Source organism: Ruegeria sp. CG11 (assembly GCF_056537245.1).
In genome coordinates, this window is sequence record NZ_JBQFRE010000009.1 from 48013 (window position 1) to 73858 (window position 25846).

A 25846-nucleotide genomic window follows, 5' to 3' on the forward strand; every position below is an offset into this window, starting at 1 on the left:
CGGTCCTCCTAAGCCTTTTCCACCACTTGCGCGCGGAAGATGCAATCAACAAGGTTTGCTGCAATCGTCTCACGCCCTCGTGTCTGACGCGGAGGAAATGTTTCACATTTCCATCGTATCAGGCTAGGAGGAAGGTCGGAACGTTACAGGGTAACATAGATGAGTCTGATCCCGGATATTTCAGAATTGCTGGCGCGAGCCCGCGCAGACCTGCGTATGGGGGTCCCGGTTGCCCTGACCGATGACAGCGGTTTCAGCGTGCTGGCCGTTGCCACCGAGACGCTGAGCGCCCAGCGGCTTGCGGATTTGCGCGGCCTTGGGGGCGAGCCGGTCGTCGCCGTCACCGTGCGCCGGGCCGAAACGCTGAAGGCGCGGGCCTATGATGGTGATCTGGCGCGGGTAATCATTCCGGCCGACGCGGATATTGCCTGGGTTCAGGCCGTCGCCGACCCTTCGGACGATCTGAACGCACCGATGAAAGGCCCGCTGATGACCGAGCGTCAGGGCCACGCCAATCTGCACCGTATCGCGATTGCCCTGACCAAATCCGCGCGCCTGCTGCCTGCGGCGGTTGTTCTTCCCATTGAGGATGGGCGCAGCTTTGCCGCGGCGCATGGTCTGACCTGTATCGACCACAGCCGCGCCGCGCCGCATCTGGCGGATCGCAGCGAACTGCACGCGGTGGTCGCCGCCCGCCTGCCGATGGAAGTGTCCGAGGCCGGACGGCTGCACGTATTCCGCCCCGAAGATGGCGGCGAAGAGCACTACGCCGTCGAAATCGGCCGCCCGGATCGTGACAAACCGGTTCTGGCGCGGCTGCATTCGGCCTGTTTCACCGGCGACCTGATGGGTAGCCTGAAATGCGATTGCGGTCCTCAGTTGCGGGGTGCGCTGGCGCAGATGGGATCGGAAGGGGCCGGGGTTCTGCTGTACCTTAACCAAGAGGGGCGCGGGATCGGTCTGGCCAACAAGATGCGCGCCTATTTCCTGCAGGACCAGGGATTCGACACGGTCGAGGCCAATCACCGGCTGGGGTTCGAAGATGATGAGCGGGACTTCCGGCTGGGCTCGGACATTCTGAAATCGCTGGGTTTCAGCTCGGTTCGGCTGCTGACCAATAACCCCGCAAAAATCGCGATGATGGAGAATACAGGCATCGCCGTGACCGAGCGTGTTCCGCTGAAAGTCGGCGAAACGGACCATAACCGCGGATATCTGGCGACCAAGGCGGCCAAGTCGGGGCACCTGCTGTGACGCCTTCTGATCTGGTGCTGACCCCGCGTGGCGTTCGGTTTTCCGGTCGGCTCTTTCCTTGCTCCATCGGCAAAGGCGGGCTGAGCAATACCAAGCGCGAAGGCGACGGCGCCACCCCCACCGGCGTGCATCATATCGCTGGCATGTTTTATCGGCCGGACCGGATAGCGAAACCGGCCGAATGGGCGATTCCCATTGGGCCACGCGATCTGTGGTCAGATGACGTGCAAGACGAAGGCTATAACCATCTTGTCACTGCGCCTTATGACTTCAGCCATGAAAAGCTGCGCCGCGCCGATCCCCTGTATGATCTGGTGTTGATCACCGACTGGAACTGGCCCAATGCCGTGCCCGGCCATGGATCGGCAATCTTTATCCACCAATGGCGACGCCCCGGCTATCCGACCGAAGGTTGCGTCGCCTTCCGCCGCGACCACCTGCACTGGATCGCTGGCAGGGTGTCCCTGGGCGCGCGGCTGATTATTCCTGAGGCTTGACCCGCTCGCCGAAAATGGCGGACCCGACGCGCACATGGGTTGCCCCAAGCGCGATCGCCTGTTCAAAGTCACCGCTCATGCCCATTGATAGGCCCCGAAGACCGTTGCGCGCGGCGATCTTGGCCAACAGGGCAAAGTGCAGCGCGGGTTCTTCTTCGATTGGTGGGATGCACATCAGCCCCTGAACCGGCAGGTCCAGCCCCCGGCATTCTTTAATGAAGGCATCAGCATCGGCGGGCAGGATACCGGCCTTTTGCTCCTCTTCCCCTGTGTTGACCTGAACGAACAGGTCCGGGCAGGTGCCGACCTCTTGGGCTAATCGGGCCAGTGTCTTGGCCAGCTTGGGCCGGTCGACCGAGTGGATGGTGCTGAACAACTCCATCGCCTGCCGGGCCTTGTTGGTTTGCAGGGGGCCAATCAGATGCAGATCGACGTCCGGGAATTGCGCCGTAAACCCCGGCCATTTGCCGGCGGCCTCTTGCACCCGATTCTCGCCGAAACACCGATGCCCCTGCTCCAGAACGGCTTGTACACGCGCGTCCGGCTGCACTTTGGACACCGCGATCAGTTTGACGGACCCTGCGGCCCGTCCTGCGGCGGTTTCGGCTTTGGCGATACGGGCATTGATACCTTGCAGCGACATTGGGTTCCTCAATCTGCTTTGAGCGCAGGAAAACACCATGTCGGCGCAAAAGAAAAGGGCAGGTCCGAAGACCTGCCCTAAAACCTTGCGGTTTCAGATCAACTTAGAAGTTGAACTGCGCACCGAAGTCAGCAACGGTCTGCGAGTCGCAAACGTCACAGTCGTTGACACCGATACCACCGCGCAGCGATGCACCGCCGCCCAGGTCGTAGATGGCACCGATTGCGACCTGCTGCAGGTCTTCATCAGCGTTACCGTCACCGTAGGTGAACAGCAGGGTGGTTGCTGCGCCCAGGTTATAGGAAGCCGACAGACCCCATGCGGTGCCGTCAGTTTCGTCAACTTCGGTCGCATCGTCTGCAACAAACAGAGTACCACCGAAGTCGCCCCATTCGCCGCCCAGGGTCAGAACGGTCAGGCTCGGGTCGCTACCCAGATCACCAGCGTCGGTTTGACCATAGGCCACAGCTGCGGTGATGTTGTTGAAGGTGTAGGTCGCGCTGATGTCCCAGCGGTCCGCGTCAACACGGGTGGTCGTGCCAGCAGCAACATCGGTAACAGCGACGTCAGCTTGGTCGTACGATGCGCCAAAGGCGAAGTCGCCAACTGCGTACTGGAAGAACACAGCGTTCGAACCTGCGCTGCTGCCCGACTGGTAGCTCAGGAAGCTGTAGTCAACGCCCGAGTACTGACCTGCGAACAGTTCCAGACCAACTTCGTTACCGTAGTAGTTTGCCAGGTTGTCGAACGAACCTGCTACGTTGCCGGCGTCAACACGCAGACCACCGTAGATAACCGAGAAGCGTGCGCCGTTCAGTTTGGCGTTGTTTGCTTCACCGTTGCCGGAGTTTTCGTCAGCCTGCAGACGAACACGGCCTTCAAAGCGAACGCCGCCGTCGGTTTCGGTGAAACCGTCGATGTTCAGGCGGAAGCGCGAAACCAGGATGGCGTCGTCGGTCGAACCAGCTGTGATGCTGCCGGTGGTCGTGGTGGTCTGGCCGGTGTTCACAGCGCCGTCAACGGTGGTGGTGGTTACACCGGTGCTAACGATGAAGTTGTCGATGCTACCGGAACGATCTTCCTGATAGCCAATACCAAAACGGCCGTAACCGCTGAAGTTAACGCCGGACTCGGCCGCTGCAACACCTGCGGTTGCGATCAGAGCGGTCGTTGCGAAGAGAACTTTTTTCATCTTGTTTCCCTCGGTTTCAAAAAGTTTATCTACTCGACATATGCCTCAGCACATGTCTCAGCACGGGAACCGTTTCGCTCTTTTTGCCCCTGACGCGCAAGCTCGGCATAAATGAATACACTGCATTGGCAAAAAATTGGTGCAAGGATGCCACAGTCCGTTTTGAGGGCCGGATCAACCCTGACCCCACGCGTATGCGACAATAATAGGGTTGTTGCTGAACGGGTCCTTGTCTAGGAGTAGCATCAGACAAAGTAGACCAAAGTGAACAGGACCAGTCGACAATGCGCCTGCAGACGATTTTCGGTTTGATCATAGTGACTGCTGCCGTGTCGGCTTGCGGAGAGAATCGGGGGGCGACACCCAATCCGAATGTTGTTGCGACGGGCGGCAATTCTGATGAGCAAGAGTTCAACGATCCGGAACGCTCGACCATCTGGGATGTGTTCAACACTGGCGATGCCGAGCAGATCACTAATGTGAACCGGTACCTGTGGGCTGCGTCGCTGGACGTGTTGAATTTCCTGCCCGTGCAGGAGGTCGACCCGTTTACCGGTGTGATCGTAACGGGTTATGGCACCCCTCCAGGTGGCGGGCGCCAATACCGTGCGACTGTACATATCAGCGACCCGGCGCTCGCGGCGCGTTCTTTGTCGGTCTCGCTGCAGACCAGCGGCGGCGCTCCGGTCAGTGCGGCGACGGCGCGCGCGGTCGAGGATGCAATCCTGTCCCGCGCACGGCAGCTGCGTATTGCAGACAACAAGCTCTAGCCACCCGCAGAAAATCACAATATTACCACGCCGGGTTCACGCCCGGCGTTTTCATTCACGAAGGACCGCACGATGTCTCGCTATTCGGCCAACGAAATCGAAGCAAAATGGCAAGAGGCCTGGGACAAGGCCGGAATTTTCACCGCCGACCGCACGGCGGATAAGCCGAAATATTATGTGCTTGAGATGTTCCCCTACCCCTCGGGCCGAATCCATATGGGGCATGTGCGCAACTATACGATGGGCGACGTAATCGCGCGGCACAAGCTGGCGACCGGCCACAACGTGCTGCACCCGATGGGCTGGGACGCCTTCGGGATGCCAGCGGAAAACGCTGCGATGGCCATTGGCGGCCACCCCAAAGACTGGACCTATGGCAACATCGCCGACATGCGTGGGCAGATGAAACCGCTGGGCCTGTCGATCGACTGGTCGCGCGAATTCGCTACCTGTGACCCGGAATATTATGGCCAGCAGCAGGCATTGTTCCTGGATATGCTCGAAGCCGGGCTGGTTTACCGCAAGAACGCCGTTGTGAACTGGGATCCGGTCGACATGACCGTTCTGGCCAATGAACAGGTGGAAAACGGCCGCGGCTGGCGCTCGGGTGCGCTGGTGGAACGGCGCGAGCTGACGCAGTGGTTCTTCAAGATTTCCGACTATTCCGAAGAACTGCTCGATGCGTTGGATACGTTGGACAACTGGCCTGCCAAAGTCCGACTGATGCAGGAAAACTGGATCGGCAAGTCGCGCGGCCTGCAATTCGGCTTTGAACGCACCGATGGCGGAGAGCCCATCACCGTCTATACAACTCGCCCCGATACGCTGCTGGGCGCGTCCTTCATTGGCATCTCGCCGGATCACCCGATTGCCAAGGCTTTAGAGGCCGAAAACCCCGAGGTTGCTGCGTTTGTTGCCGAATGCCGCAAGGGCGGCACCACCGAAGAGGCGATCGAAACCGCCGAGAAGCTGGGCTATGACACTGGTATCAAGGTCAAACACCCGCTGGACCCGAGCTGGGAGCTGCCGGTCTGGATCGCGAACTTCATCCTGATGGATTACGGCACCGGCGCGATCTTTGCCTGCCCGGCACATGACCAGCGCGATTTGGATTTCTGCCGCAAATACGGGTTGCCCGTAGTTGACACCTTCTTTGCGCTGGACGATGACACGCCGGTCGACAAGATCGCGTTCGTTCCGCCGAAAACCGAAAAAGTCCGCTGGGTGAATCATTTCGCGGGCCTGACCGAGGCGACAGGCGACGAGGCAATTAACGCCACCGTCGATTTCGCCGAAAAGGCAGGTTGGGGCGAAGGGGTCACCAAATACCGTCTGCGTGACTGGGGCCTTTCCCGCCAGCGGTACTGGGGTTGCCCGATTCCCGTTGTCCATTGCGACAGCTGCGGCGTGGTGCCCGAGAAGAAAGAGAATCTGCCGGTTCGCCTGCCCGATGATGTTACCTTTGACAAACCGGGCAACCCGCTGGACCGCCACCCGACCTGGCGCGACTGTGCCTGCCCGAACTGCGGCGCCCCGGCCAAGCGCGAAACCGACACGATGGACACGTTTGTCGATTCGTCCTGGTATTTCGCCCGTTTCACCGCGCCGCGCGCCGAAACACCGACCGATCTGGCCGAGGCCGAATACTGGATGAATGTCGACCAGTATATCGGTGGGATCGAACACGCGATTCTGCACCTGCTCTATTCCCGCTTCTTTGCGCGGGCGATGCAGATCACCGGCCACCTGCCGAAAAAAGCCATCGAGCCGTTCGATGCGCTGTTCACCCAAGGCATGGTAACCCATGAGATTTACCAGACGCGCGACGAAAACGGCCGCCCGGTCTATCACCTGCCGGAGGATGTGACCGACGGCAAACTGGCCGACGGCACCGAGGTTGAGATCATCCCGTCGGCCAAGATGTCGAAATCCAAGAAAAACGTAGTCGACCCGGTCAGCATCATCTCGGCCTTTGGTGCCGACACCGCACGCTGGTTCGTGCTGTCCGATTCGCCGCCCGAGCGCGACGTGGAATGGACCGCATCCGGGGCCGAGGCCGCCTATAAGCACCTCAACCGGGTGTGGAACCTCTGCGACAAGATCGGGGCCATGGACCCCGATGCGAAAGGCGAAGGGGATGAGGACCTGCTGCGCGAGATGCACAAGACCATCCGCGACGTGACACTCGGCGTTGAGAGCTTTGGTTTCAATGCAGCGATTGCAAAACTCTATGCCTTCACGAACACACTGGCAAAATCCAAGGCCGGTGCAGCCGCTCAAAAGCAGGCGATCAAAACACTGGCACAGCTGATGTCACCCATGACCCCGCACCTGGCCGAGGATATCTGGGCCCATCAGGGCGGCGAAGGTCTGGTGGCTGTCGCCCCATGGCCGGTCGCTGATGAAGCCATGCTGGTCGATGACACCGTAACCCTGCCGATCCAGATCAACGGTAAGCGCCGTGCGGAAATCAGCGTGGCCAAGGATCTGGCCAAGGACGAGGTTGAAAAAATCGCGCTCAGCACCGAAGCTGTGCAAAAGGCGCTGGACGGTAATGCGCCGAAGAAGGTGATTGTTGTCCCGGGCCGGATCGTGAATGTCGTTGTTTGATCGCAGAACCCTGTTGTTGATGCCGCTGGCGCTGGCCGCCTGCGGCTTTGAACCGGTCTACGCACCCGGCGGTTCGGGTGCAGCCCTGAATGGTCAGGTCGCCGTGTCGGCCCCCAATTCGGTCGACAGCTATATGCTGGTCCAGAATCTGGAACAGCGGCTGGGGCGCAGCGCAACTTCGGGCGACGCGTACAATCTGGATGTGAACGTATCTACCGCGTTCCGCTCGGCGGCGATCACCACAACGAACGAGACCAATCGCTATACCATCGAAGGCAGTGCGAAATACGCACTCAGATCGAATGCGACGGGTCAGATCGTTGCCTCTGGCACAGTCAACAATTTCGTCGGCTATTCGGCCGCCGGATCGACCGTGTCCACGCTGGCGGATGAACGCGACGCCAGAGAACGGTTGATGGTGATTCTGTCGGATCAGATCATAGCCGAGCTTTACGCCGCACCGGGTCTTGGCACATGAAGCTCAGCCCGCGCGAGGCTGAGGGGTATTTCGCCCGACCAAACGCCGACAAGGCCGGGCTGCTGATCTATGGCGCGGATGCGATGCGCGTGGCGCTGAAGCGGCAGCAGGTTCTGGCTGCCCTGCTTGGCCCCAATGCCGAAGAGGAAATGCGCCTGGCCCGGATGCCGGGCTCGGATCTGCGCAGCGACCCGGCCTTGCTTTTGGACGCGGTCAAGGCAGTTGGGTTCTTTCCCGGACCGCGCGCTGTATTCGTCGAAGACACCACCGATGTGGCCGCCCCCGCGATCCTCGCTGCATTCGAAGACTGGGCCCCGGGCGATGCCCAGATCATCGTCACGGCCGGGCAGCTGAAAGCCAGTTCGAAAATCCGCAAGGCGTTCGAGGCGCATCCGGCGGCCTATGCGGTCGGAATTTACGACGATCCCCCCTCGCGCGGTGAGGTCGAGCGGATTCTGACCGAGGCCGGGGTGCAGAACATTCCCCGCGACTCCATGTCGGCAATCTCCGAGCTGGCCACCGGGATCAGCCCCGGGGATTTTATGCAGACTATTGAAAAGCTGTCTCTCTACAAACGCGGTGACAGCTCGGAGCTGACCATTGAGGATATCGAAGCCTGCGCGCCTCGTTCGACCGAGGCGGCGCTGGACGATGTTCTGAACGTAGTCGCCGAAGGTCGCGCGGGTGAGATCGGCCCGCTGATCCGGCGCCTGCAATCGCAGGGCACTAATGCGGTCACTCTCTGCATCGGTGCGACCCGACATTTCCGGACTTTGTACGCCTGCGCGTCCGACCCGGGCGGAGCGGCGCAGGGCATCGGCAAGCTGCGGCCACCGGTTTACGGCAAACGCCGCGACCGGATCTTGCGGCAAGCGCAGGGATGGGGTGCGCAAAAACTGCAAACCGCCCTGACCGTCCTTACCGATACCGACCTGTCGCTGCGGTCAGCGGGTCAGACCGCCCCCGCTATGGCGCTGGTTGAACGGGCCATGATCCGTTTGGCGATGCTGGCACGGTCACGCTGAACGGCTCACCCATTCTGCCGCAGATCGCCCGGCCCATTTCCCCGTCGCCATGCAGGCGGTCAACAAATAGCCCCCGGTCGGGGCTTCCCAGTCCAGCATCTCTCCGGCACAGAACACACCCGGCAGCGCAGTCAGCATCAGCCCGTCATCCACTGCGGATTGTCTGACACCGCCAGCTGTTGAAATCGCTTCGTCCATCGGGCGAAGCTCTACACCAACGATAGGGAGTCGTTTGATTTCTGTTGCCTCGTGCGGCTTCGAAAGCGCACAACGCTTTACCATCTCGTGAAACAGCGCGATCTTTTGCGGCGACAGTTTCAATGACTTTTTCATCCATTGCGACAGCGTGGTCTTTGAACTCTTTGCCGCCAACCGCTCCTGCAGAGAAGCAGTGTCCAGATCAGGCACCAGATCAACAAAGAAATCGGCTCCATCGCGCAGGGCCGGGGTCAGAGAATACAGCCCGCCACCTTCAAGCCCGGTCGCCGATATCGTGGCCTCGCCGCGACTGTCCAGTTCTCCGGCCATCCAGCGCACCGATTTCAACGCCGCGCCGAAATGCGGATGCATGTGAGGGCTCCAATCGACGGACAGGGCCGAGTTCGCAGGGGCGAATGGTGCAAGCTCCACACCTTTTTCCTGCAAGATTTGCGCCCAATGGCCGTCTGACCCCAGACGCGCCCAGCTGGCCCCGCCCAGTGCAAGCACAGTGACATCCGGCGTGATACTTTGCTGGCCGTCCACAGTTTCGAACAACAACGCATTGCCATCCCAACCCTGCCAACACCATCGGGTGTTGATCCGAGCACCTGCGCTTTCCAGCCGCCTCAGCCAGGCGCGCAACAATGGCGAGGCTTTCATTACCGTGGGAAACACCCGCCCGGTCGAGCCGGTGAACAACTCTTGCCCCAGTTCGCGCGCCCAGCCCTGCACCGCGGTGGCGTCAAACGCAACAATCATCGGGCGCAACCAACCTGACGCGTCACCATAGGCCTGCAGCAAGGTGTCGAACGGCTCGGCCTTCGTCAGGTTCAGACCCGATTTCCCGGCCATCAGAAACTTGCGCGCGACCGAGGGCTTGGCCTCGGCCACCAGCACATCATGGCCCGCAGCGGCAAGCTCCTCTGCCGCCATCAGTCCTGCGGGTCCGGCCCCGATTACCACTGCCTGCGCCATTGCCGTCCCCTTGCTTTCCCCGCCATCCGGCGCAAATTAGTAGCCGCCATGCCAACCAGCGACCCGATCTGCCCGCTTTGTGACCGCCCCATACCGGATGGGGACGGCAGCCTGCATCATCTGATCCCAAAACTCAAAGGGGGCAAGGGCGGACCTACAGTTTTACTGCACGTTATTTGCCACAAAGAGGTTCATGCCACCCTGTCCGAGGCCGACCTGGCGCGCACATTCAACACGGTCGAGGCCCTGCGCACCCACCCGCGGTTGGAGAAATTCCTGAGCTGGGTTCGCAAACGCCCGCCCGGGTTTCGGTCGAAAGTGCCGGGCAAGCGGCGCGGGCGGTGATCAGCCGGGCCGCACCGGATCGCCGAAAGCATCACGGAGGGACGTTGTCAGTCCCTGAACCTCCAACCCGCGATAATCTGGCGCCGGTGCGAATTGCGCCCCGGCAAGATGTTGAAACTCCAGCGTGGTATAGGGACGTTTCCACAACCATTCCCGGTTTTCGACCGCCCATAGGTCCGCATTCGGCGGTTCCTCATCGGTGAAGGCATAGAAATGCAGGTCGAACCCGTATTGGGCCACATCCTGCACCGACAAAAGGCGCATTCCCTGCCCACGGCAGAACGCATCCTCGGCGGCGATATCGCCGGTGCGCAAGGTGATCTGACCGATACAGGCTTTGGCGAACGGGTTGTCCGGATCGGCCGCATTATCAGGGCGGTGGCCCTTGAAATCATGTTGCAACAGCTCGATAACAAAACCTTCGGGGTCTTTCAGATGGCACATATAGCCGATGTCGAGGAACTGTTTCGGGTCCGAGACCTCAACCCCTTTCTGGCGCAGATACGCGGCGGCCAGATCGACATCCGGCACGGTGATTCCGATTTTCCAATACCTCTGCCCGCCGTCATGAGTGTAACCGCCGCCGCCCGGCATCAGCAGCAGGTCGGAGTCCTGCCCGCCATAACCAACGCGGTGGTTCGGCCCCTGCGCGAGGCCGGTCATACCCAGAACATCCGCGTAAAACGCGGTCAGCCGGTCCGGGTCGGCAACACGTAGCAGCACAGCAGACAATCTCATCGGCACATCCCTGCAATACCGGCGGAAATGCGAGGGTCGGCGGCCAGACTGTCCGCCACCAGTTCGTGCGCCGTTGGCATCAGCCTGTCGGGCTCAACCACGCGATCGACCAGCCCGAATGTATAGGCCTCATCCGCAGTGATCTTCTGCCCTGCCATCAAAATCATCTTGGTACGAGACGGGCCGATCAACGCGGCCATGCGCACCGGGTCCGACGGTTGCGGCAGAAAACCCAGCTTCATGACCGGATAGAAGAACTTGGCCTGCGGCACCGCGATACGAATGTCACAGGCCAGCACCATACCGTTGGCCCCGCCCGCAAGCGTTCCGTTCAGAGCGGCAACCGTCAGGCACGGCAGGGCGGCGATGGCGCCCGAAAGCCTCTCCCACACATCCGAGGTCGCCAGCCCGGCGCGCGCTTCGTCCAGATCGGCCCCGGCGCTGAACACCTTGCCCGCACCTGTCAGGATCAAGGCGCGGGCCTTGGTCGCGGCCTCGGCAATCTCGGCCAGCTCGGTCAGCATCGCCCCGGTCAATGCGTTGGCCTTTTGCGGGTTGTTCAGCGTGACGGTCCACAACCCGTCGTCTTTGGTCAGTTCGATCACGTCAGCCCTACCCTTTTCCGGATATCCTCTCGCCGCAGCGAGATTTCGGTGCCCAGAAACTCATCCGCGTCCGGGCTGCACATCCACAGCAGCGCCCGTGCGGGCCAGTCAGCGGGGATGTGATCGCTCCAATCCAGCTGGCTGACCGCGTTGATGCCGCTGGCCTTGATGACTCGCTGCATGTCGGTGGCGACAGTGCCGGGCGACAGACCCATGGCGCGGATGCCGTGGATCGCCTCTTCAAGATGCAGGCATTCGGTCAGCATCTTGGCCCCGGCTTTTGAGGCGCAATAATGGCTCCAGGCCTCAATCGGGTTGGACGCCGCCCCCGAGGACACCGTGATCACCGTGCCCCCGCCGGCAGCGCGCATGACGGGCAGGGCCGCCCGCATCCCGTAGAAAACGCCTTTGAGGTTGATGTCGATGGCCGCGCTCCACGCCGCGACATCGGCATTGGACAGATGGAAGATCGGATCAATGACACCTGCATTTCCGATCAGAACATCCAGTCCGCCAAACCGGTCGACACAATCGGCAACCGCCTGTTCGACCTGTGCGAAATCGCTGACATCGCATTGCAGCGCGATGGCATTTTCGCCCAGCGCGTCGGCCAGCGCCCCGATCTGATCACGATTGCGTGCGACCAAAGCAACATTCGCACCGGCTGCGGCAAATACGCGCCCCGCCTCGGCCCCGATACCGCGGCTGGCCCCTGTTATCAGTACGGTTTTACCCTGCATAAGACCCCTGTAGCTCCGTTGTTTTGAGATTGTGTGAATCTCTACCGCGCCAACGGGGAACGGGTCCAGCCCTTGCCCCTTGACGCCCGGCGCCGCAGACACGACGATGCCCGCAAAATTGATCAAGAAGGGTTCTCAAATGTCCGTTTTCGTTCGCCGCAGCTGCGGCGCAGTCTTGGCTTATGCCGTCATCACCCAGGGTGCACTTGCCGATGTCACCACGCAGCAGGTCTGGAATGACTGGCAGGCCTACCTGACCCAGTTGGGGTACGCGGTTTCGGCCGAACAATCCGTATCGGGCAACGTGACCACTATCTCGGATATGAACGTGGCCATGACGGTGCCGGACAACGACGGTGCATTCAAAGTCACCGTGCCGCAAATGACCCTGACCGAAAACGGCGACGGCACCGTCAGCATCGGCCTGCCGGAAAGCTTCCCCATGACCGTGACGGGCGAGGAAGAAGGCGAGGCGTTTTCCGTCGACATCGAGTATTATCACACCGGGCTGGAAATGCTTGTTTCGGGCGATCCGGACGACATGACCTATGACTATTCCGCACCTTCTTTGGGCGTGAAGCTGGGCGGCCTGTCAGTTGACGGGGAATCCGCGCCCGAAGACCTTCTGGATATGGATTTCGTACTGAGCAACCTTGCAGGCAGCTCGCAGATGAAAATCGGCGAAAACCGCAAGGTCGATCAGAAATTCACGGCTGATGGTCTGACCTATGACCTCAAGTTCAACGATCCGGAAGGGTCGGATGACGGCAAGATCGTCGGATCGATGGACAAACTGGCCTTTGAAGGCCTCAGTGTGATCCCGTCGGATTTCGATGGCTCGGACCCCGCAAGCTTTTTCCAGGGCGACACCTCGTTCTCGGGCCTGTTCACCTATGGCTCGGGGAACACTGCCATTGACGGGACCAGCGAAGGTCAGGCGTTCTCGATGGGCAGCGAATCCCAGGGCGGTCGGTTCGGGGCCAGCCTGGACGAACAGCGCCTCGCCTATGACATCGAGCAGAACAACGCGAAACTGGCGGTCACCACCGCTGACCTGCCGTTCCCGATTGAAATCGCGATGGCCAAGACCGGTGTGAGCTTTGAGTTCCCGCTGAAGCAATCCGAGGAAGAGCAGCCCTTTGGTTTCGCCATAAACCTGACGGATTTCACCATGTCGGACGTGTTGTGGAGCATTTTCGATCCAGCCGGAGCGCTGCCGCGTGACCCCGCGACCATCGCGCTGGACACCACCGGCACCGCCAAGATTCTGACCAATTTCTTCGATCCGGCTTCGATCGAAGAGCTGGAGGAATCCGGTGACGCGCCGGGTGAACTGAACTCGCTGAAAATCAACGAATTGCTGGTTTCTCTGGTCGGTGCGAAGCTGACGGGTGACGCGGACTTTACCTTCGACAATTCGAACACCGAAGAGTTCGACGGAATGCCCGCACCGGCGGGCGTGGCGAACCTGCAGCTGGTGGGGGCCAATGCGCTGATCGACAAGCTGATCGGCATGGGCCTACTTCAGGAAAGCGACGCGATGGGTGCCCGGATGATGATGGGCCTGATGGCGGTGCCGGGGGATGAGCCCGACACGCTGAACTCGAAAATCGAATTCACCGAAGACGGCCAGATTCTGGCCAATGGTCAACGCATCAAGTGATGATCACGCGGCGGGGCGGATATTCTGCCCTGCCTGCCCCCCCTGTGTCCCGGCCTGAGCGCCACTTACCCTAAATTGCGTCCTCCAATACAACCGCAGGTCTTGCGGGTCGCGCGGTCCAAGGCTAGGTCCAATGGGTAAAGACCGGAGGCCGCATGACCCGTACACCCGAAGAGATCAGCCAAGCCCTGTTGGACGCAGCCCGCACAGCCGGGGCGGATGCGGCAGATGCCATCGTGATCGACGGCTCTTCGGTCTCGGTCGAGGTGCGGGGCGGCGCGCTGGAACATGCCGAACGCTCGGAAGGCACCGATCTTGGGCTGCGGGTGTTTCTGGGGCAGCGGCAGGCCATCGTATCCAGCTCGGACAGTCGACCTGAAACCCTGACCACAATGGCCGAACGCGCCGTGGCGATGGCGCGTGAAGCGCCCGAGGACCCGTTCACCGGTCTGGCTGATGCGGAACAGTTGGCAAGCGGTTGGGACTTGCCAGCGCTGGAACTGTTCGACCCAACCCCGGAACCGGCGGCCGAGGACTTGAAGCGCGACGCGCTGGAAGCCGAGGCTGCGGCGCTGGCGGTTCAGGGGGTTTCGCAAGTTTCCGACGCGGCGGCGGGGTATGGCACCCATCGCGTGCACCTGGCGGCGACCAACGGCTTTTCCGGCGGTTATGCCCGCAGCAGCCGCTCGACCTCTTGCGTGGCGATCTCGGGCGAAGGCACCGGGATGGAGCGCGATTATGACGGTGACAGCCGTACCTTCCAAAGCGACCTGCGCAACCCCGAAGAGATTGGCCGCACCGCAGGCGAACGTGCCGTGTCACTGGTTTGCGCGCAAAAGCCTGCGACCGGCACCTTCCCGGTGCTGTTTGACGAACGCATTTCATCCTCGCTGATCGGTCACCTGCTGGCGGCCAGCAACGGGGCCGCCATTGCGCGGGGTGCCTCGTGGCTGAAGGATTCTCTGGGCGAACAGGTGCTGCCAGAGCATCTGTCGCTGATCGAAGACCCGCACCGCCCGCGCATCGCAGGCTCGCGCCCCTTCGATGCCGAGGGTCTGGCGACCCGGCGTCGTGCGATTGTTGAAAACGGCATTCTGACCGGCTGGACTTTGGACCTGTCCAGCGCGCGCAAGCTGGACATGACATCAACCGGCAACGCGGCGCGCGGCGTGTCCGGGCCGCCCTCGCCCAGCAACTGGAACCTGGGCCTGACGCAAGGCACCCAAAGCCGCGAGGACCTGTTGCGCGACATGGGCACCGGCCTGCTGGTGACTTCGATGATCGGCTCGACCATCAACCCGAACACCGGCGACTATTCGCGCGGCGCCTCGGGGTTCTGGGTGGAAAACGGAGAGATCACCCATCCGGTCAATGAATGCACCATCGCGGGCAATCTGCGCGACATGCTGAAGCGGATCATCCCGGCAAACGATGCGCGGTCCTATCTGTCGCGGGTGGTGCCCTCGGTGCTGATCGAAGGAATGACGCTTGCCGGCAACTGACCTGCCCCTTTTGATCGACGCCGCGTTAGAGGCCGGAAAGATCGCCACCCGATACTCGGGCACCACGGCGCAGCGCTGGGACAAGCCCGACGGCGCGGGCCCGGTGACCGAGGCCGATCTGGCGGTCAATGCCATGCTGGAACAGCGCCTGCCCTCGGCCCGGCCCGGCTATGGCTGGCTGAGCGAAGAGACCGAGGATTCCACCGCCCGGCGGACCCGCGACCGCGTGTTCATCATCGACCCGATCGACGGCACCCGCAGCTTTGCCGAAGGGTCCCGCACCTGGGCGCATTCCCTTGCCGTCGCCGAAGGGGGCGAAGTCACTGCTGCGGTAATTTACCTGCCGCAGCGCGACCTGCTTTATGCCGCGGCCAAAGGCGAAGGCGCGACCCTGAACGGTTCGGCAATCCGGGTGTCCGGCGTCTCGGATATCAAAGCGGCCGAGATTCTGGCGGCCAAGCCCAATCTGGATCCGCGCCATTGGTTGCAAGGTCAAGTGCCCGAGTTCAAACGGGTCTACCGCCCCTCGCTGGCCTATCGCATGGCCACTGTCGGCCAGGGGCGGTTTGACGGGATGCTGACGCTGCGACCCAGCTGGGAATGGGATATCGCCGCCGGAGACCTGATCATCCGCGAGGCGGGCGGCACCTGTTCGGACCGGCTGGGTCAGCCCTTGCGGTTCAACAACGCCCATCCACGCCTGAACGGCGTGATCGCGGCGGGCCCGGCACTGCACGAGGCCTTGCGCGCACGGCTTGACCCGAACAGCACCGGTATTCGCCCATGAGCAAGCCGCGCTCTCTCAGCCTGGCCGCCTATCGGGTTCTTTCCTGGGGCGTGCCCAACACGGCAAACCGGTCCGACCTGCCCCGCCCCGAAGGCGAGCTGATCTGGGTTCATATCAGCGTCCAGCACCGCCAGCGCGCGGTGACCGATTTCTGCCGCAGACTGCAACAGGCCCGCCCCTCCCTGAACGTGTTGCTGACGGCCCCGCCCGAGGCCGATCTGCGGCGCTGGGATCAGGGGGACTATCCGCTGGTGAACCTGCCACTGGAACAGACCGGTGCCGCGCGCGCGTTTCTGGATCATTGGAAACCCGATATCGGCCTCTGGGTTGGGGGCGGGCTGATGCCTAACGTGATCACCCGTGCCGAGGAACGCGGCATTCCCCTGATCCTGATCGAGGCGCAGATCGACATCAAGATCGCGCGCGGTGCTCGCTGGTTGCCGGATATCACCCGCTATACGCTGGACTGCTTCCAATCGATCCTGACCAAGACATCTGAGACAGCCCGCACGATCCGCCGGCTTGGCGTCGCCTCGGACAAGGTCCGTGAATCTGCGCCCCTGCATGTCAGCCCGAATCCGAGGCCCTGGCCCGAAGACGAGTTGATCGAAACGAACCATGCCTTGGCGGGACGGTTGGTCTGGCTGGCCGCCTGCGTTTTGGACAAAGAGTTCATCTCGGTTCTCAGCGCCCATCGTCAGGCGATGCGGATGCTGCCCCGTCTGACCTTGGTTCTGCATGTGGCGGACATGGCCGAAGCCGGGCCATTGCACCGGCGTCTGGAAGCCATGGACCTGCGCTGTGCCAACTGGGATGCCGACGGGCAGATCGAAGACACCACGCAGGTCATCCTGTCGGCGGAACACGAAGACCTGGGCCTGTGGCACCGAATTTCGCCCGTCACCTTCATGGGCAGTTCCCTGGAACGCGGTGCAGGCGGTTACGATCCGCTTGTTGCTGCGGCCCTCGGCTCGTCCATCATCCACGGGCCGTTTGTGCATCGTCATCAGCAGATGTACGATCAGTTGGATCGCGCCGGTGCCGCACGCATGGTCAAAACCGCAACCGAACTGGGCGACGTCGTGGTCGAGATGCTGTCGCCGGACCGCGCCGCGGACATGGCACTGGCGGGGTGGCAGATCGTATCCGAGGGCGCGCCACAAACGGATCGGCTGATCGACATGGTGCAGGACTGCCTGGACCAGCGGGGGACAGATGATGCGCGCACCTGATTTTTGGAACACCGCCCCGGATCGGCTGGACTTGCGCGCCAGATTGCTGGCGCCGCTGGGGCGTATCTATGCGGCCGCAACCGCGCGCCGGGTAGCCTCGGGCCCCGGTATCAAACCCGGCGTGCCGGTGATCTGCATCGGCAATCTGAACGCGGGTGGAACCGGCAAGACCCCGACCGTGATCTGGATGATCGAACAGCTGCGCGACGCCTGGCACACAACCCATGTGGTGACGCGCGGCCATGGCGGTTCACTGGAAGGCCCGGTGCGCGTTGATCCTGCCAAACACAGCGCCGCGCAGGTCGGGGACGAGCCGCTGCTGCTGGCCGCCTTTGCCGAGGTCTGGGTCGCCAAGGACCGCGCCGCCGGAGCCCGTGCCGCCGCCGAGGCCGGGGCTACGGTGATCGTTTTGGATGACGGGTTTCAGAACCCCTCGGTCGCCAAGGATTTTTCGGTCATCGTGGTGGATGCGGCACGCGGATTTGGAAATGGCCTGTGCCTGCCCGCCGGCCCCTTGCGTGAACCCGTTGATGTCGGATTGCAACGTGCCGATTTGGTGCTGTCACTGGGGGATGCGGCGTCTCAGGCGCAATTCGCAGATCGTTGGAGCGCGGCCCTGACGGTGCCCCATGTCACCGGTGAGGTCGCACCGTTGCAGACCGGCATGGATTGGGCCGACACGCCCGTTCTGGCCTTTGCAGGCATCGGGTACCCTGAAAAATTCTTCCGCACGCTGCGCCAGCAAGGCGCAAAACTGCTGCGGGCCGAGGCACTGGATGATCACCAGCCGCTGACCCCGGCCCTCATGACACGTTTGGAAAACGAAGCCCGTCTTTTGGGTGCGCAGATGGTGACAACGGAAAAAGATGCCGTGCGCCTGCCTGCCGCATTCCGCAGCAAAGTCCTGACACTGCCTGTTCGTCTGAAAGTGGATGAGGCCGACAAGGTCCGGCAGATGCTGCTGCAGATCGCCCCGTCGCCGTGATTGGCGACCGGCCCGGATTGAGCCGGTCGCACAAGGCAGTTAGCTGCCCAGTTCTTCTTCGATCAGCTTCTTGAAATCGGCATAGGACATGTTGTCGACTTTCTTGCCGTTCACGATGAACGAAGGCGTTGCCTGAATGCCGTCACGCTCGGCGTTTTCCTGATACCAGGCCACCAGAGTCTGTGCGCGGGTGCCGTCCTGCAGACAGGCCTCTAGCTGGTCATTGTCGATACCGGCCAGACGGCCGATCTTGCGCAGCTCGTCCACGATCTCAGCCGGGCCACCGGCTTTGACCCATTCGGACTGGCCTTCAAAGATCAGATCGGAAATGCCAAAGAACTTTTCGGGGCCGCCACAGCGCGCCACCATCGAGGCCCACAGGCCGTAGCGGTCGAAATACACCTCACGGTAAATGAACTTGACCTTGCCGGTGTCGATGAAGTCCTTCTTCATCTGCTTGTACGCGCCCTGATGGAAGGTGGCGCAGTGCGGGCAGGTGTAGGATGCATACTCGATGATCTCGACCGGCGCGTCCTCGGCCCCCTGCACCATCTCGACAATGGTCGAGGTGTCCAGATCGGCTTCTTGCGCCTCGGCACTGCCGACCAGCGGGTAAGACGGAGAGGAATTTGACAGCGACAGCCAATAGCCGCCCGCGGCGATGGCGACGGCCGCGCAGATTCCGGTTGCGATACGGCTCATTTCTCAGCCCTTTCTCAGCGTTTTTGTTTGGATAAAACGTTACGGCCCAGACGTTCAAGGGCCGCGCGCAAATCACCATCGTGAACGTCGCGTGCGGTCCGGCCAGCCTCGGCCTCGATCTCTGGGTCAATTTTGGGTTTCGCCGGTTTCGGTTTGTGATCGAAACTGGCTTGCCCCTCGGCAAATCCGGTCGGAGCGGTCTGGGTGATACGCACCCGGCTGATGGCGTTATAGCCATAAACCGCGTTCACCTTGCCGCGCAGCTGTTCCTTCTGCATCTCAAGCATCGGGGCCTGCGGTCCTGTGGTCAGAACGGTCAGCGTCGCACCCATGCCTTCCCTGCCATAGCCCACCTTTACCGGGCGCGCGATTGAGGCCAGATCCTGGCCCACAATCTCGGCCCAGTGGGTCAGCAGGCGCGATACGGCGAAACCCCGGCTTTCCCCGGCGCGCCGAATCTGCCCGTTCAGCAATGTCGCGGTGCGTTTGAACCCGCGGGTCGAAGAACGTCTGCGCTGCATCTGGTTTCCAACTCCTGCGCCGCTATTGTAAAGGGCGTGACACCGGGCGCCAGCGAAACCCGACAGGGAGATAGATAAAACTTGCGTGACTCTATTCAACAAGGCCTGAGCAGTGCTCTGCTGGACTGGTACGACCGCCACGCCCGTGAAATGCCCTGGCGTGTCGGGCCTGCGGATCGGACCGCGGGGGTGATGCCCGATCCCTATCGCGTCTGGCTGTCCGAGGTGATGCTGCAGCAGACCACTGTGGCTGCGGTGCGCGACTATTTCACCCGATTCACCGCGCGCTGGCCCACGGTACAGGCTCTGGCCGCCGCCCCGGATGATCAGGTCATGGGCGAATGGGCCGGGCTGGGCTATTACGCCCGCGCCCGCAACCTTCTGAAATGCGCGCGGGCGGTGACTGATGAGCATGGCGGCACTTTCCCTAATACCTACGACGCCCTACTGAAACTGCCTGGCATCGGCCCTTATACAGCCGCCGCCATTTTGGCGATCGCCTTCGACCGCCCCGAGACGGTGCTGGACGGCAATGTCGAACGGGTCATGGCCCGCCTTTATGACATTCACGATCCGCTGCCCGGTTCAAAACCTCTGCTCAAGGACAAGGCCGCCGCGCTGACGCCCGACACGCGGCCCGGAGATTATGCGCAGGCGGTGATGGATCTGGGCGCCACGATCTGCACGCCGAAATCGCCGACCTGCGGTATCTGCCCCCTGCGCGATCCCTGTCAGGCCCGCGCGGCCGGAACGCAGCCCGATCTGCCGCGCAAGACACCAAAAAAGCCCAAACCCACGCGATACGGCCACGTCTATATCGCCCAAAGTGACACCGGCGCTCTGCTGCTGGAACGCCGTCCTGACAAGGGGTTGCTGGGCGGGATGCTGGGCTGGCCGGGCTCGGATTGGTCCGATGCGCCAGATGCCTCGCCCCCGTTCGAGGCGGATTGGCAAATGCTGGCCGGAGAGGTGCGACACACGTTCACACATTTCCACCTGATCCTGCGCATCTGGACCGCCTCGCTGCCTGCCGAAAGCGTGCCCGAAGGCCTGATTGCACTGGAAAAACATGCCTTTCGGCCCGGCGACCTGCCCACGGTGATGCGCAAGGCGCACGACCTCTGGCGCGACCGATAGTCCGTTGTGCACGCCAATGGACTGTGACTAGTCTATGCGCAATCGTTCGGAGCCCTCCCATGACCGCACCCCAGTCCCTGTACCGCTGGCAATCGGCACTGCCCTTCTGGATCTCATTCCTGCTGATCCCGATAATCTGGACGACGGCAATGGCGGGCAGCTGGTGGGTGCTGCTTGTCCCGATGTCGACATGGTGGGCCTTTGCCGTGCTGGACCGGTTCGCCGGGCTGGAGCTGAACAACGCCGACCCAAACACGCCAGACACCATGCTACGCTGGTACATCCTGCTGACCAAAGCCTGGGTGCCGGTGCAGTTCCTCACCCTCTACGGGCTGATCTGGTACGCCACCCATACCAACCACCTATCGACAGCGGCCACGATCGGATTGTTCTTCGGAATGGGCACCATTTCGGGCACTATCGGCATCAACTACAGCCACGAACTGATGCACCAGAAAGGCCGGTTCGAGCGTTGGCTGGGCGATATCCTTCTCGCGATGGTGCTGTATTCGCATTTCCGCTCGGAACACCTGCTGGTGCATCACCGCTATGTCGGCACCCCGCGCGATCCGGTCACGGCGCGCTATAACGAAGGCTTCCACCGCTTCTACCCGCGCGTCCTTCGACAATGTCTTGTCTCCGCCTTCCGGGCCGAGCGTGAAAAGCTGGCCCGCAAAGGCCGCCCCTGGACCGACCCATCCAACCCGTTCTGGCGCTATTGGGCCCTGCAAGGCGTGATGCTGGCCCTTGCCTTTGCCATCGGAGGGCTGCCCGGCCTCGCCCTATTCCTGATCCAGGCGAGCACTGCCATCTGGCAGCTGGAACTGGTCAACTACGTCGAACATTACGGCCTAACCCGAAAACACCTGGGCGAGGGGAAATACGAACACGTCCTGCCACGCCATTCGTGGAACGCCTCGCAGAAGGCATCGAACTGGCTGTTGATCAACCTGCAGCGCCATTCGGACCACCACTACAAACCCAACCGTCGCTTCCCACTGCTGCAAAACCATTCCGAAGACACCGCCCCGCAACTTCCCTATGGCTATCCGGTGATGACCATCGCTGCCATGATCCCGCCCCTCTGGCGTCGGGTCATGAACCCCCGCGTCCGCGCCTGGCGCCGCCAGTACTATCCCGAAGTCACGGACTGGGCACCCTACAACAAATCGCAGAATCCTTTGCCACGCACCTGACCGCAGCGCGCGCCAGCGCGCTGCCCGGCCCAACGATCTGCATTGCATCTCTGATGCAGGGCAGATCGGCGGGAGCGCCTACCCCGTCATTACCCACACATCCATCGGGGCCTCCACCCCCCGGACCGCGTGGTTTTCGTGTTTCTCAAACCCTGCCATCAGCTCAGATGCGCTGTGCCCCTCGTCCTGCAATTGGCCCCGCACCGCGTCGCTGATGATCACCGTAGCCTGAAATTCGCGGGTCAGCGCCTCCAGCTTGGCGGCCACGTTAACCGCATCTCCGATCACTGCAAATTCCAACCGGTTGGCGCCAATATCGCCCAGAACCACTTCGCCATAGTGAACCCCTATTCCAACACGAATCTCGGGCTCGCCCGCCCGGCGGCGCTCTACGTTCCAGCGGTCGATCACGGCGATCATTGCCCGGGCACAGGCCACCGCATTGCTGGCATCCAGAAGCGTTGGTACTGGAGTCCCGAATGTCGCCATCAACCCGTCACCCAAGTATTTGTCCAGCGTGCCGCGATGCCGGAATACCTCGGCCTCCATCCGGGCGTGGAAGCCGCGCAGAACCTCGATCACCTCATAAGGGTCACGCCCGGCGGTATATTTGGTGAACCCCACGATATCGATGAACAGAACCGCGATGTTCTCCTTGCGCACCTGTTTGAGCGGCTCGTCGTTCTGGCTCAGTTCGTCCACCACGTTGGGTGAAAAATACCGCGACAGGTTCGCTCGCTCCCTCTCCAACCCAGCATTGGTCATCAACAATTGGTTGAGCCGGCGCAATGAAATGCCAAGCGTCACGGCAACCATCATGAAAACAATGACCTGCTGAATGCGCAGCTCAGGCATAAAGCTGTTTGGGTTCAGCCATTCAGCGACATCCGGATAGCCTACCAAAGCCTCTGCTACCCTTTCGCTGATACCGGGGATCGGCGTTGCTACCCACCAGGCGATCACCCAGCCCGCGGTCCACATCATCACGGTCCAAGATCCGATCGCAATAACCGTCCGCCAGGAATAGGCCAGCGTGCCTGCTGCCAGAATGATGAAAAAATACTGGAAGTTGTCGAATCTGTACTGCATGGCCAGCGGCCGCACATCATCGCTGAACGGGTTGGGCGTGATCATCCCCAATGTCATGATCAGCAAATCCACAAATATCAGCAGAAGCTCGGTCCGCGATTGCCCCACTCGGCCCGCTCGCCGGATCAGCCAGCCATTTGCGCAGATCAGCAACAGGATGAAGTGATACCACATCACCTCCCATTGCGGGTTGAGGAAAACCAGCAGAACCGCCGTCAGGCCCATCGCGATCCACCGGGCGCGGACGGCAAGCTCCAGCCCTTCGCGCTTGTGCCGTTCCAGCGCGGCCTCGGTGTATTTGTTGTCCAGATCGAAATTGTCCGGGCGCGTCACCGAAAACCGGTCAAGGCGGGATAGGCTGGCTGTGGTATCCGACATCGCAAAGGCTCCTTCACTGCGCCGCAGGATACAGGAGGCGCGGTTTGAGACCAGACATTCGGAAAACAAAAGACCCCGCCGAAATCGGCGGGGCAAGGCTTAGTGCCTTGTGTCAGGCCACAGGCACCGGCGGTATTGGTGAAATCAGTTCATCTCGGCCCGGATCTGCTGGCGCAGAACATCGATCGGCACCGTCTTGCCGTCGCGCTTGAAGCACCAGTAGGTCCAGCCGTTACACGATGGCGCATTTTCCAGATGCGCACCCACCTGATGGATCGAGCCCTTGACGTTCTGCCCAACCAGCGTGCCGTCGGCGCGGACCTTGGCCTTGTGGCGCTGGTTCATGGAATAGAGTTCCTCACCCGGGCGCAGCATCCCGCGTTCGACCAACTGGCCGAAGGGAACACGCGGTTCAGCGCGTTTGCTGGCGCTGACCTCCAGCGCCTCGCGGTCGAATTTGCGCACCTTCGAGATGCGCTTTTCGGCCACCTTGCGATAGCTTTCCTCGCGTTCGATGCCGATGAATTCGCGCCCCAGCATCTTGGCGACGGCACCTGTGGTCCCGGTGCCAAAGAACGGGTCCAAAATCACATCGCCCGGATTGGTCGAGCCAATCAGGACACGGTGCAACAGCGATTCCGGCTTCTGCGTCGGATGGGCCTTGTCGCCGTTTTCATCCTTCAGACGCTCATGTCCGGTGCAGATCGGCAGCACCCAGTCGCTGCGCATCTGCACGCCTTCGTTCAGAGCCTTCAGCGCTTCGTAGTTGAACGTGTACTTTGCGCCTTCGCGTTTCGACGCCCAGATCATCGTTTCATGCGCGTTGGTGAACCGCTTGCCACGGAAATTCGGCATCGGGTTCGATTTGCGCCATACGACGTCGTTCAGAATCCAATATCCCGCGTCCTGCAGGGCCGAGCCCACACGGAAGATGTTGTGGTACGAGCCAATCACCCAAATCGCGCCATTGGGCTTGAGCAGACGATGCGCCGCCTTAAGCCAGTCGCGGGTGAACTGGTCATAAGCACCAAAGCTGGAAAACTGATCCCAGTGATCGTCGACCGCATCTACCTGGCTGTTATCAGGGCGGTGCAACTGGCCTTTCAGCTGCAGATTATAGGGCGGGTCTGCGAAGATCAGGTCCACCGACGCCTCGGGCAGACTGTTCATCACTTCGATGCAGTCCCCGGATAGAATCGTGTTTAAAGGGAGCGCTTTTGCGCCCTTTTTGGTGGTTGTTGTCATTTTACTGCCTCAAGTATCCACGGCGCTTTTGCGCTCATTTGGTTGAGACAAGGATGAGTCAAAGACGATTCGCCGTCAATTTCTTTTTTGAATCAGCAACTTACGATTTACTCTTGATACAAGATATTGTGTACCGGCTTGAACGAACGTCTATGGTGTGGGGTCACACCAAGATTTTGCAGCGCTTCACGGTGTTGTTTCGACGGATAACCCGCGTTTGTCTCCCAACCATAGCCGGGATGCTGTTGCGCCAAATCCACCATCAGTTGATCGCGCCAGTTTTTGGCGATGATCGAAGCCGCTGCAATCGACACCGAATGAGCGTCACCTTTCACCATCGCCTGCGACGGGATCGTCAGGCCGCGCGGAATCATGTTGCCGTCGATCAGCAGGTAATCTGGCGGCGGGTCCAGCGCCGCCACCGCGCGTTCCATCGCCAGATGCGAAGCACGCAAGATGTTGTGTTCGTCGATCTCGGCCACTGTCGCTTCGGCCAGTGCGACCTCGGCCCGGTCACGTATGGCGACCTCAAGCCCGGCGCGGCGTTTGGCGGTCAGCTTCTTGGAATCATTCAACCCCTCGGGAATGTCCTCGGGGTTCAGGATCACGGCCGCAGCCACAACCGGCCCGGCCAGCGGCCCGCGCCCAACCTCATCCACGCCCGCGATCCGCAGATAGCCTTGCACCGCGGCAGCATTCTCAAATTCATAATCCGGTGTCGTCATACCCCCGGAAAACCGCGTTTCACCACCCACCGCAAGAAAAAAGAGAGGGCAGCTTGCGCCACCCTCTCCCGCACGGCACTTCTGTGGCGCCGCTCCTGCTCGAAAACTGTTACTTGTAACTCACCCGGTATCCGTTCTGGCGCAAACAGCCAGGGTGGTATGCCCGCTTGACCTTTTTGCCATTCCAGAACCTGACCTTGCACTGGTCCGGCAGGCTATTGCTGTATTTGTAATGCTTGCTCAGGCAGTTCTTGCCCAACAACCGTTGGCTGGGCGAGTACCCTTTGAACGTGCGCAAGCATCGTTGCGGCAGGTTATAGCGTGCAACACGTTTCGGCAGCGGGCGTACGTCATGCGGCCTGCGCTTTGGCTTTGTGTACACGTGGTCCTGGGGCGCCTTATAAACATGATTGTAGTTATTCGTAACGGTATTCTTCTTGTTTTCATCGTTGAGATGCTTCACCGCAACGCCAAGCAGCGCGATGGCCGCCAACCCACCAAGGATATCTTCGACATCGGCCGCCCGCGCCTGCGACGCCGAAATTCCGGTGATGGCGACTGCCGAAGCCACAATCAGGGCGATGAATTTCTTATGCATGGTGCTTGTCCTT

The 25846-nt window shown here is 61.3% G+C and carries 26 protein-coding genes; 14 read left to right on the forward strand and 12 right to left on the reverse strand.

Annotated elements, in window-relative coordinates:
- Nucleotides 1–159: 159 nt before the first annotated feature.
- Nucleotides 160–1254: a GTP cyclohydrolase II gene (gene ribA, locus ACR0KW_RS16975; RefSeq protein WP_480806066.1), complete on the forward strand. Its 1095-nt coding sequence runs from the start codon at nt 160–162 to the stop codon at nt 1252–1254.
- On the forward strand, nt 1251–1751 hold the full coding sequence (locus ACR0KW_RS16980) for a L,D-transpeptidase family protein (RefSeq protein WP_480806067.1): 501 nt from the start codon (nt 1251–1253) through the stop codon (nt 1749–1751). Before ribA ends, ACR0KW_RS16980 begins: the two co-directional genes overlap by 4 nt.
- On the opposite strand, the gene ACR0KW_RS16985 is transcribed toward ACR0KW_RS16980, so the two are convergent.
- On the reverse strand, nt 1735–2394 hold the full coding sequence (locus tag ACR0KW_RS16985) for a YggS family pyridoxal phosphate-dependent enzyme (protein WP_480806068.1): 660 nt from the start codon (nt 2392–2394) through the stop codon (nt 1735–1737). The genes ACR0KW_RS16980 and ACR0KW_RS16985 overlap by 17 nt on opposite strands.
- Nucleotides 2395–2497: 103 nt before the next feature.
- Nucleotides 2498–3586 carry a porin gene (locus ACR0KW_RS16990; protein ID WP_480806069.1) on the reverse strand — a complete coding sequence of 363 codons (1089 nt, stop codon included), beginning with the start codon at nt 3584–3586 and terminating at the stop codon, nt 2498–2500.
- 284 nt (nt 3587–3870) lie between these two features.
- On the opposite strand from ACR0KW_RS16990, the gene ACR0KW_RS16995 reads away from it, so the two are divergent.
- From ACR0KW_RS16995 to holA, 4 genes are all read left to right on the forward strand, one after another.
- Nucleotides 3871–4356 (forward strand): DUF3576 domain-containing protein, encoded by a 486-nt coding sequence (locus ACR0KW_RS16995; RefSeq protein ID WP_480806070.1) that lies wholly within the window; start codon nt 3871–3873, stop codon nt 4354–4356.
- A 72-nt stretch (nt 4357–4428) separates the two neighbouring features.
- Nucleotides 4429–6966, forward strand: coding sequence for a leucine--tRNA ligase (gene leuS / locus ACR0KW_RS17000; protein WP_480806071.1), 2538 nt, complete (start codon nt 4429–4431; stop codon nt 6964–6966).
- Nucleotides 6953–7444: an LPS assembly lipoprotein LptE gene (gene lptE / locus ACR0KW_RS17005; RefSeq protein ID WP_480806072.1), complete on the forward strand. Its 492-nt coding sequence runs from the start codon at nt 6953–6955 to the stop codon at nt 7442–7444. Before leuS ends, lptE begins: the two co-directional genes overlap by 14 nt.
- Complete coding sequence (gene holA, locus ACR0KW_RS17010) at nt 7441–8469, forward strand: DNA polymerase III subunit delta (protein WP_480806073.1); 1029 nt, start codon at nt 7441–7443, stop codon at nt 8467–8469. Before lptE ends, holA begins: the two co-directional genes overlap by 4 nt.
- On the opposite strand, the gene ACR0KW_RS17015 is transcribed toward holA, so the two are convergent.
- Nucleotides 8461–9645, reverse strand: coding sequence for a TIGR03862 family flavoprotein (locus tag ACR0KW_RS17015; protein WP_480806074.1), 1185 nt, complete (start codon nt 9643–9645; stop codon nt 8461–8463). The two genes, holA and ACR0KW_RS17015, sit on opposite strands and share 9 nt — an antisense overlap.
- Nucleotides 9646–9693: 48 nt before the next feature.
- On the opposite strand from ACR0KW_RS17015, the gene ACR0KW_RS17020 reads away from it, so the two are divergent.
- A complete protein-coding gene (locus tag ACR0KW_RS17020; protein ID WP_170328093.1) occupies nt 9694–9990 on the forward strand; it encodes an HNH endonuclease in 297 nt (98 codons plus the stop codon).
- Here ACR0KW_RS17020 and ACR0KW_RS17025 read toward each other — a convergent pair whose 3' ends face one another.
- Genes ACR0KW_RS17025 through ACR0KW_RS17035 form a run of 3 tightly spaced genes read right to left on the reverse strand, consistent with a single transcriptional unit; the run spans nt 9991 to nt 12073 of the window.
- On the reverse strand, nt 9991–10728 hold the full coding sequence (locus ACR0KW_RS17025) for a VOC family protein (protein WP_480806075.1): 738 nt from the start codon (nt 10726–10728) through the stop codon (nt 9991–9993).
- Nucleotides 10725–11333 (reverse strand): enoyl-CoA hydratase/isomerase family protein, encoded by a 609-nt coding sequence (locus ACR0KW_RS17030; RefSeq protein WP_480806076.1) that lies wholly within the window; start codon nt 11331–11333, stop codon nt 10725–10727. Before ACR0KW_RS17030 ends, ACR0KW_RS17025 begins: the two co-directional genes overlap by 4 nt.
- Nucleotides 11330–12073, reverse strand: coding sequence for an SDR family oxidoreductase (locus tag ACR0KW_RS17035; RefSeq protein ID WP_480806141.1), 744 nt, complete (start codon nt 12071–12073; stop codon nt 11330–11332). Before ACR0KW_RS17035 ends, ACR0KW_RS17030 begins: the two co-directional genes overlap by 4 nt.
- A gap of 139 nt (nt 12074–12212) precedes the next feature.
- On the opposite strand from ACR0KW_RS17035, the gene ACR0KW_RS17040 reads away from it, so the two are divergent.
- The 5 genes from ACR0KW_RS17040 to lpxK all read left to right on the forward strand — a co-directional run bounded on the left by ACR0KW_RS17040 (nt 12213) and on the right by lpxK (nt 18242).
- Complete coding sequence (locus ACR0KW_RS17040) at nt 12213–13736, forward strand: DUF2125 domain-containing protein (protein ID WP_480806077.1); 1524 nt, start codon at nt 12213–12215, stop codon at nt 13734–13736.
- Between the two features lie 155 nt (nt 13737–13891).
- On the forward strand, nt 13892–15238 hold the full coding sequence (locus tag ACR0KW_RS17045; protein ID WP_480806078.1) for a TldD/PmbA family protein: 1347 nt from the start codon (nt 13892–13894) through the stop codon (nt 15236–15238).
- Nucleotides 15225–16025, forward strand: a complete 801-nt coding sequence (locus tag ACR0KW_RS17050; protein ID WP_480806079.1) for an inositol monophosphatase family protein — start codon at nt 15225–15227, stop codon at nt 16023–16025. Before ACR0KW_RS17045 ends, ACR0KW_RS17050 begins: the two co-directional genes overlap by 14 nt.
- Complete coding sequence (locus tag ACR0KW_RS17055; protein ID WP_480806080.1) at nt 16022–17257, forward strand: 3-deoxy-D-manno-octulosonic acid transferase; 1236 nt, start codon at nt 16022–16024, stop codon at nt 17255–17257. Before ACR0KW_RS17050 ends, ACR0KW_RS17055 begins: the two co-directional genes overlap by 4 nt.
- Nucleotides 17244–18242, forward strand: a complete 999-nt coding sequence (lpxK, locus tag ACR0KW_RS17060; RefSeq protein ID WP_480806142.1) for a tetraacyldisaccharide 4'-kinase — start codon at nt 17244–17246, stop codon at nt 18240–18242. Before ACR0KW_RS17055 ends, lpxK begins: the two co-directional genes overlap by 14 nt.
- A 39-nt stretch (nt 18243–18281) precedes the next feature.
- On the opposite strand, the gene ACR0KW_RS17065 is transcribed toward lpxK, so the two are convergent.
- The gene (locus tag ACR0KW_RS17065) at nt 18282–18944 is read right to left on the reverse strand and encodes a DsbA family protein (protein ID WP_480806081.1); all 663 of its coding nucleotides are present in this window, start codon (nt 18942–18944) and stop codon (nt 18282–18284) included.
- 14 nt (nt 18945–18958) lie between these two features.
- Complete coding sequence (locus ACR0KW_RS17070) at nt 18959–19465, reverse strand: DUF721 domain-containing protein (RefSeq protein ID WP_170401036.1); 507 nt, start codon at nt 19463–19465, stop codon at nt 18959–18961.
- An 81-nt stretch (nt 19466–19546) separates the two neighbouring features.
- On the opposite strand from ACR0KW_RS17070, the gene mutY reads away from it, so the two are divergent.
- Together mutY and ACR0KW_RS17080 are read left to right on the forward strand one after the other, a co-directional pair.
- Entirely contained in the window at nt 19547–20602 is a 1056-nt protein-coding gene (mutY, locus tag ACR0KW_RS17075; RefSeq protein ID WP_480806082.1) for an A/G-specific adenine glycosylase, read from the forward strand.
- A gap of 59 nt (nt 20603–20661) precedes the next feature.
- The gene (locus tag ACR0KW_RS17080) at nt 20662–21798 is read left to right on the forward strand and encodes an alkane 1-monooxygenase (protein ID WP_480806083.1); all 1137 of its coding nucleotides are present in this window, start codon (nt 20662–20664) and stop codon (nt 21796–21798) included.
- A gap of 78 nt (nt 21799–21876) precedes the next feature.
- On the opposite strand, the gene ACR0KW_RS17085 is transcribed toward ACR0KW_RS17080, so the two are convergent.
- The 4 genes from ACR0KW_RS17085 to ACR0KW_RS17100 all read right to left on the reverse strand — a co-directional run bounded on the left by ACR0KW_RS17085 (nt 21877) and on the right by ACR0KW_RS17100 (nt 25833).
- Nucleotides 21877–23265, reverse strand: a complete 1389-nt coding sequence (locus tag ACR0KW_RS17085) for an adenylate/guanylate cyclase domain-containing protein (protein ID WP_480806084.1) — start codon at nt 23263–23265, stop codon at nt 21877–21879.
- Nucleotides 23266–23409: 144 nt separating this feature from the next.
- A complete protein-coding gene (locus tag ACR0KW_RS17090; protein ID WP_170401039.1) occupies nt 23410–24510 on the reverse strand; it encodes a site-specific DNA-methyltransferase in 1101 nt (366 codons plus the stop codon).
- A gap of 107 nt (nt 24511–24617) precedes the next feature.
- A complete protein-coding gene (locus ACR0KW_RS17095; RefSeq protein WP_480806085.1) occupies nt 24618–25235 on the reverse strand; it encodes a ribonuclease HII in 618 nt (205 codons plus the stop codon).
- Between the two features lie 109 nt (nt 25236–25344).
- Complete coding sequence (locus tag ACR0KW_RS17100; RefSeq protein WP_480806086.1) at nt 25345–25833, reverse strand: hypothetical protein; 489 nt, start codon at nt 25831–25833, stop codon at nt 25345–25347.
- Between the last annotated feature and the right edge of the window lie 13 nt (nt 25834–25846).

Coding starts and splice junctions, on each gene's coding strand:
- ribA (WP_480806066.1), top strand. CDS start 160: ATGAGTCTGATCCCGGATATTTCAGAATTGCTGGCGCGAGCCCGCGCA.
- ACR0KW_RS16985 (WP_480806068.1), bottom strand. CDS start 2,394: ATGTCGCTGCAAGGTATCAATGCCCGTATCGCCAAAGCCGAAACCGCC.
- ACR0KW_RS16990 (WP_480806069.1), bottom strand. CDS start 3,586: ATGAAAAAAGTTCTCTTCGCAACGACCGCTCTGATCGCAACCGCAGGT.
- ACR0KW_RS16995 (WP_480806070.1), top strand. CDS start 3,871: ATGCGCCTGCAGACGATTTTCGGTTTGATCATAGTGACTGCTGCCGTG.
- leuS (WP_480806071.1), top strand. CDS start 4,429: ATGTCTCGCTATTCGGCCAACGAAATCGAAGCAAAATGGCAAGAGGCC.
- lptE (WP_480806072.1), top strand. CDS start 6,953: ATGTCGTTGTTTGATCGCAGAACCCTGTTGTTGATGCCGCTGGCGCTG.
- holA (WP_480806073.1), top strand. CDS start 7,441: ATGAAGCTCAGCCCGCGCGAGGCTGAGGGGTATTTCGCCCGACCAAAC.
- ACR0KW_RS17015 (WP_480806074.1), bottom strand. CDS start 9,645: ATGGCGCAGGCAGTGGTAATCGGGGCCGGACCCGCAGGACTGATGGCG.
- ACR0KW_RS17020 (WP_170328093.1), top strand. CDS start 9,694: ATGCCAACCAGCGACCCGATCTGCCCGCTTTGTGACCGCCCCATACCG.
- ACR0KW_RS17025 (WP_480806075.1), bottom strand. CDS start 10,728: ATGAGATTGTCTGCTGTGCTGCTACGTGTTGCCGACCCGGACCGGCTG.
- ACR0KW_RS17035 (WP_480806141.1), bottom strand. CDS start 12,073: ATGCAGGGTAAAACCGTACTGATAACAGGGGCCAGCCGCGGTATCGGG.
- ACR0KW_RS17040 (WP_480806077.1), top strand. CDS start 12,213: ATGTCCGTTTTCGTTCGCCGCAGCTGCGGCGCAGTCTTGGCTTATGCC.
- ACR0KW_RS17045 (WP_480806078.1), top strand. CDS start 13,892: ATGACCCGTACACCCGAAGAGATCAGCCAAGCCCTGTTGGACGCAGCC.
- ACR0KW_RS17055 (WP_480806080.1), top strand. CDS start 16,022: ATGAGCAAGCCGCGCTCTCTCAGCCTGGCCGCCTATCGGGTTCTTTCC.
- lpxK (WP_480806142.1), top strand. CDS start 17,244: ATGCGCGCACCTGATTTTTGGAACACCGCCCCGGATCGGCTGGACTTG.
- ACR0KW_RS17065 (WP_480806081.1), bottom strand. CDS start 18,944: ATGAGCCGTATCGCAACCGGAATCTGCGCGGCCGTCGCCATCGCCGCG.
- ACR0KW_RS17070 (WP_170401036.1), bottom strand. CDS start 19,465: ATGCAGCGCAGACGTTCTTCGACCCGCGGGTTCAAACGCACCGCGACA.
- ACR0KW_RS17080 (WP_480806083.1), top strand. CDS start 20,662: ATGACCGCACCCCAGTCCCTGTACCGCTGGCAATCGGCACTGCCCTTC.
- ACR0KW_RS17085 (WP_480806084.1), bottom strand. CDS start 23,265: ATGTCGGATACCACAGCCAGCCTATCCCGCCTTGACCGGTTTTCGGTG.
- ACR0KW_RS17090 (WP_170401039.1), bottom strand. CDS start 24,510: ATGACAACAACCACCAAAAAGGGCGCAAAAGCGCTCCCTTTAAACACG.
- ACR0KW_RS17095 (WP_480806085.1), bottom strand. CDS start 25,235: ATGACGACACCGGATTATGAATTTGAGAATGCTGCCGCGGTGCAAGGC.
- ACR0KW_RS17100 (WP_480806086.1), bottom strand. CDS start 25,833: ATGCATAAGAAATTCATCGCCCTGATTGTGGCTTCGGCAGTCGCCATC.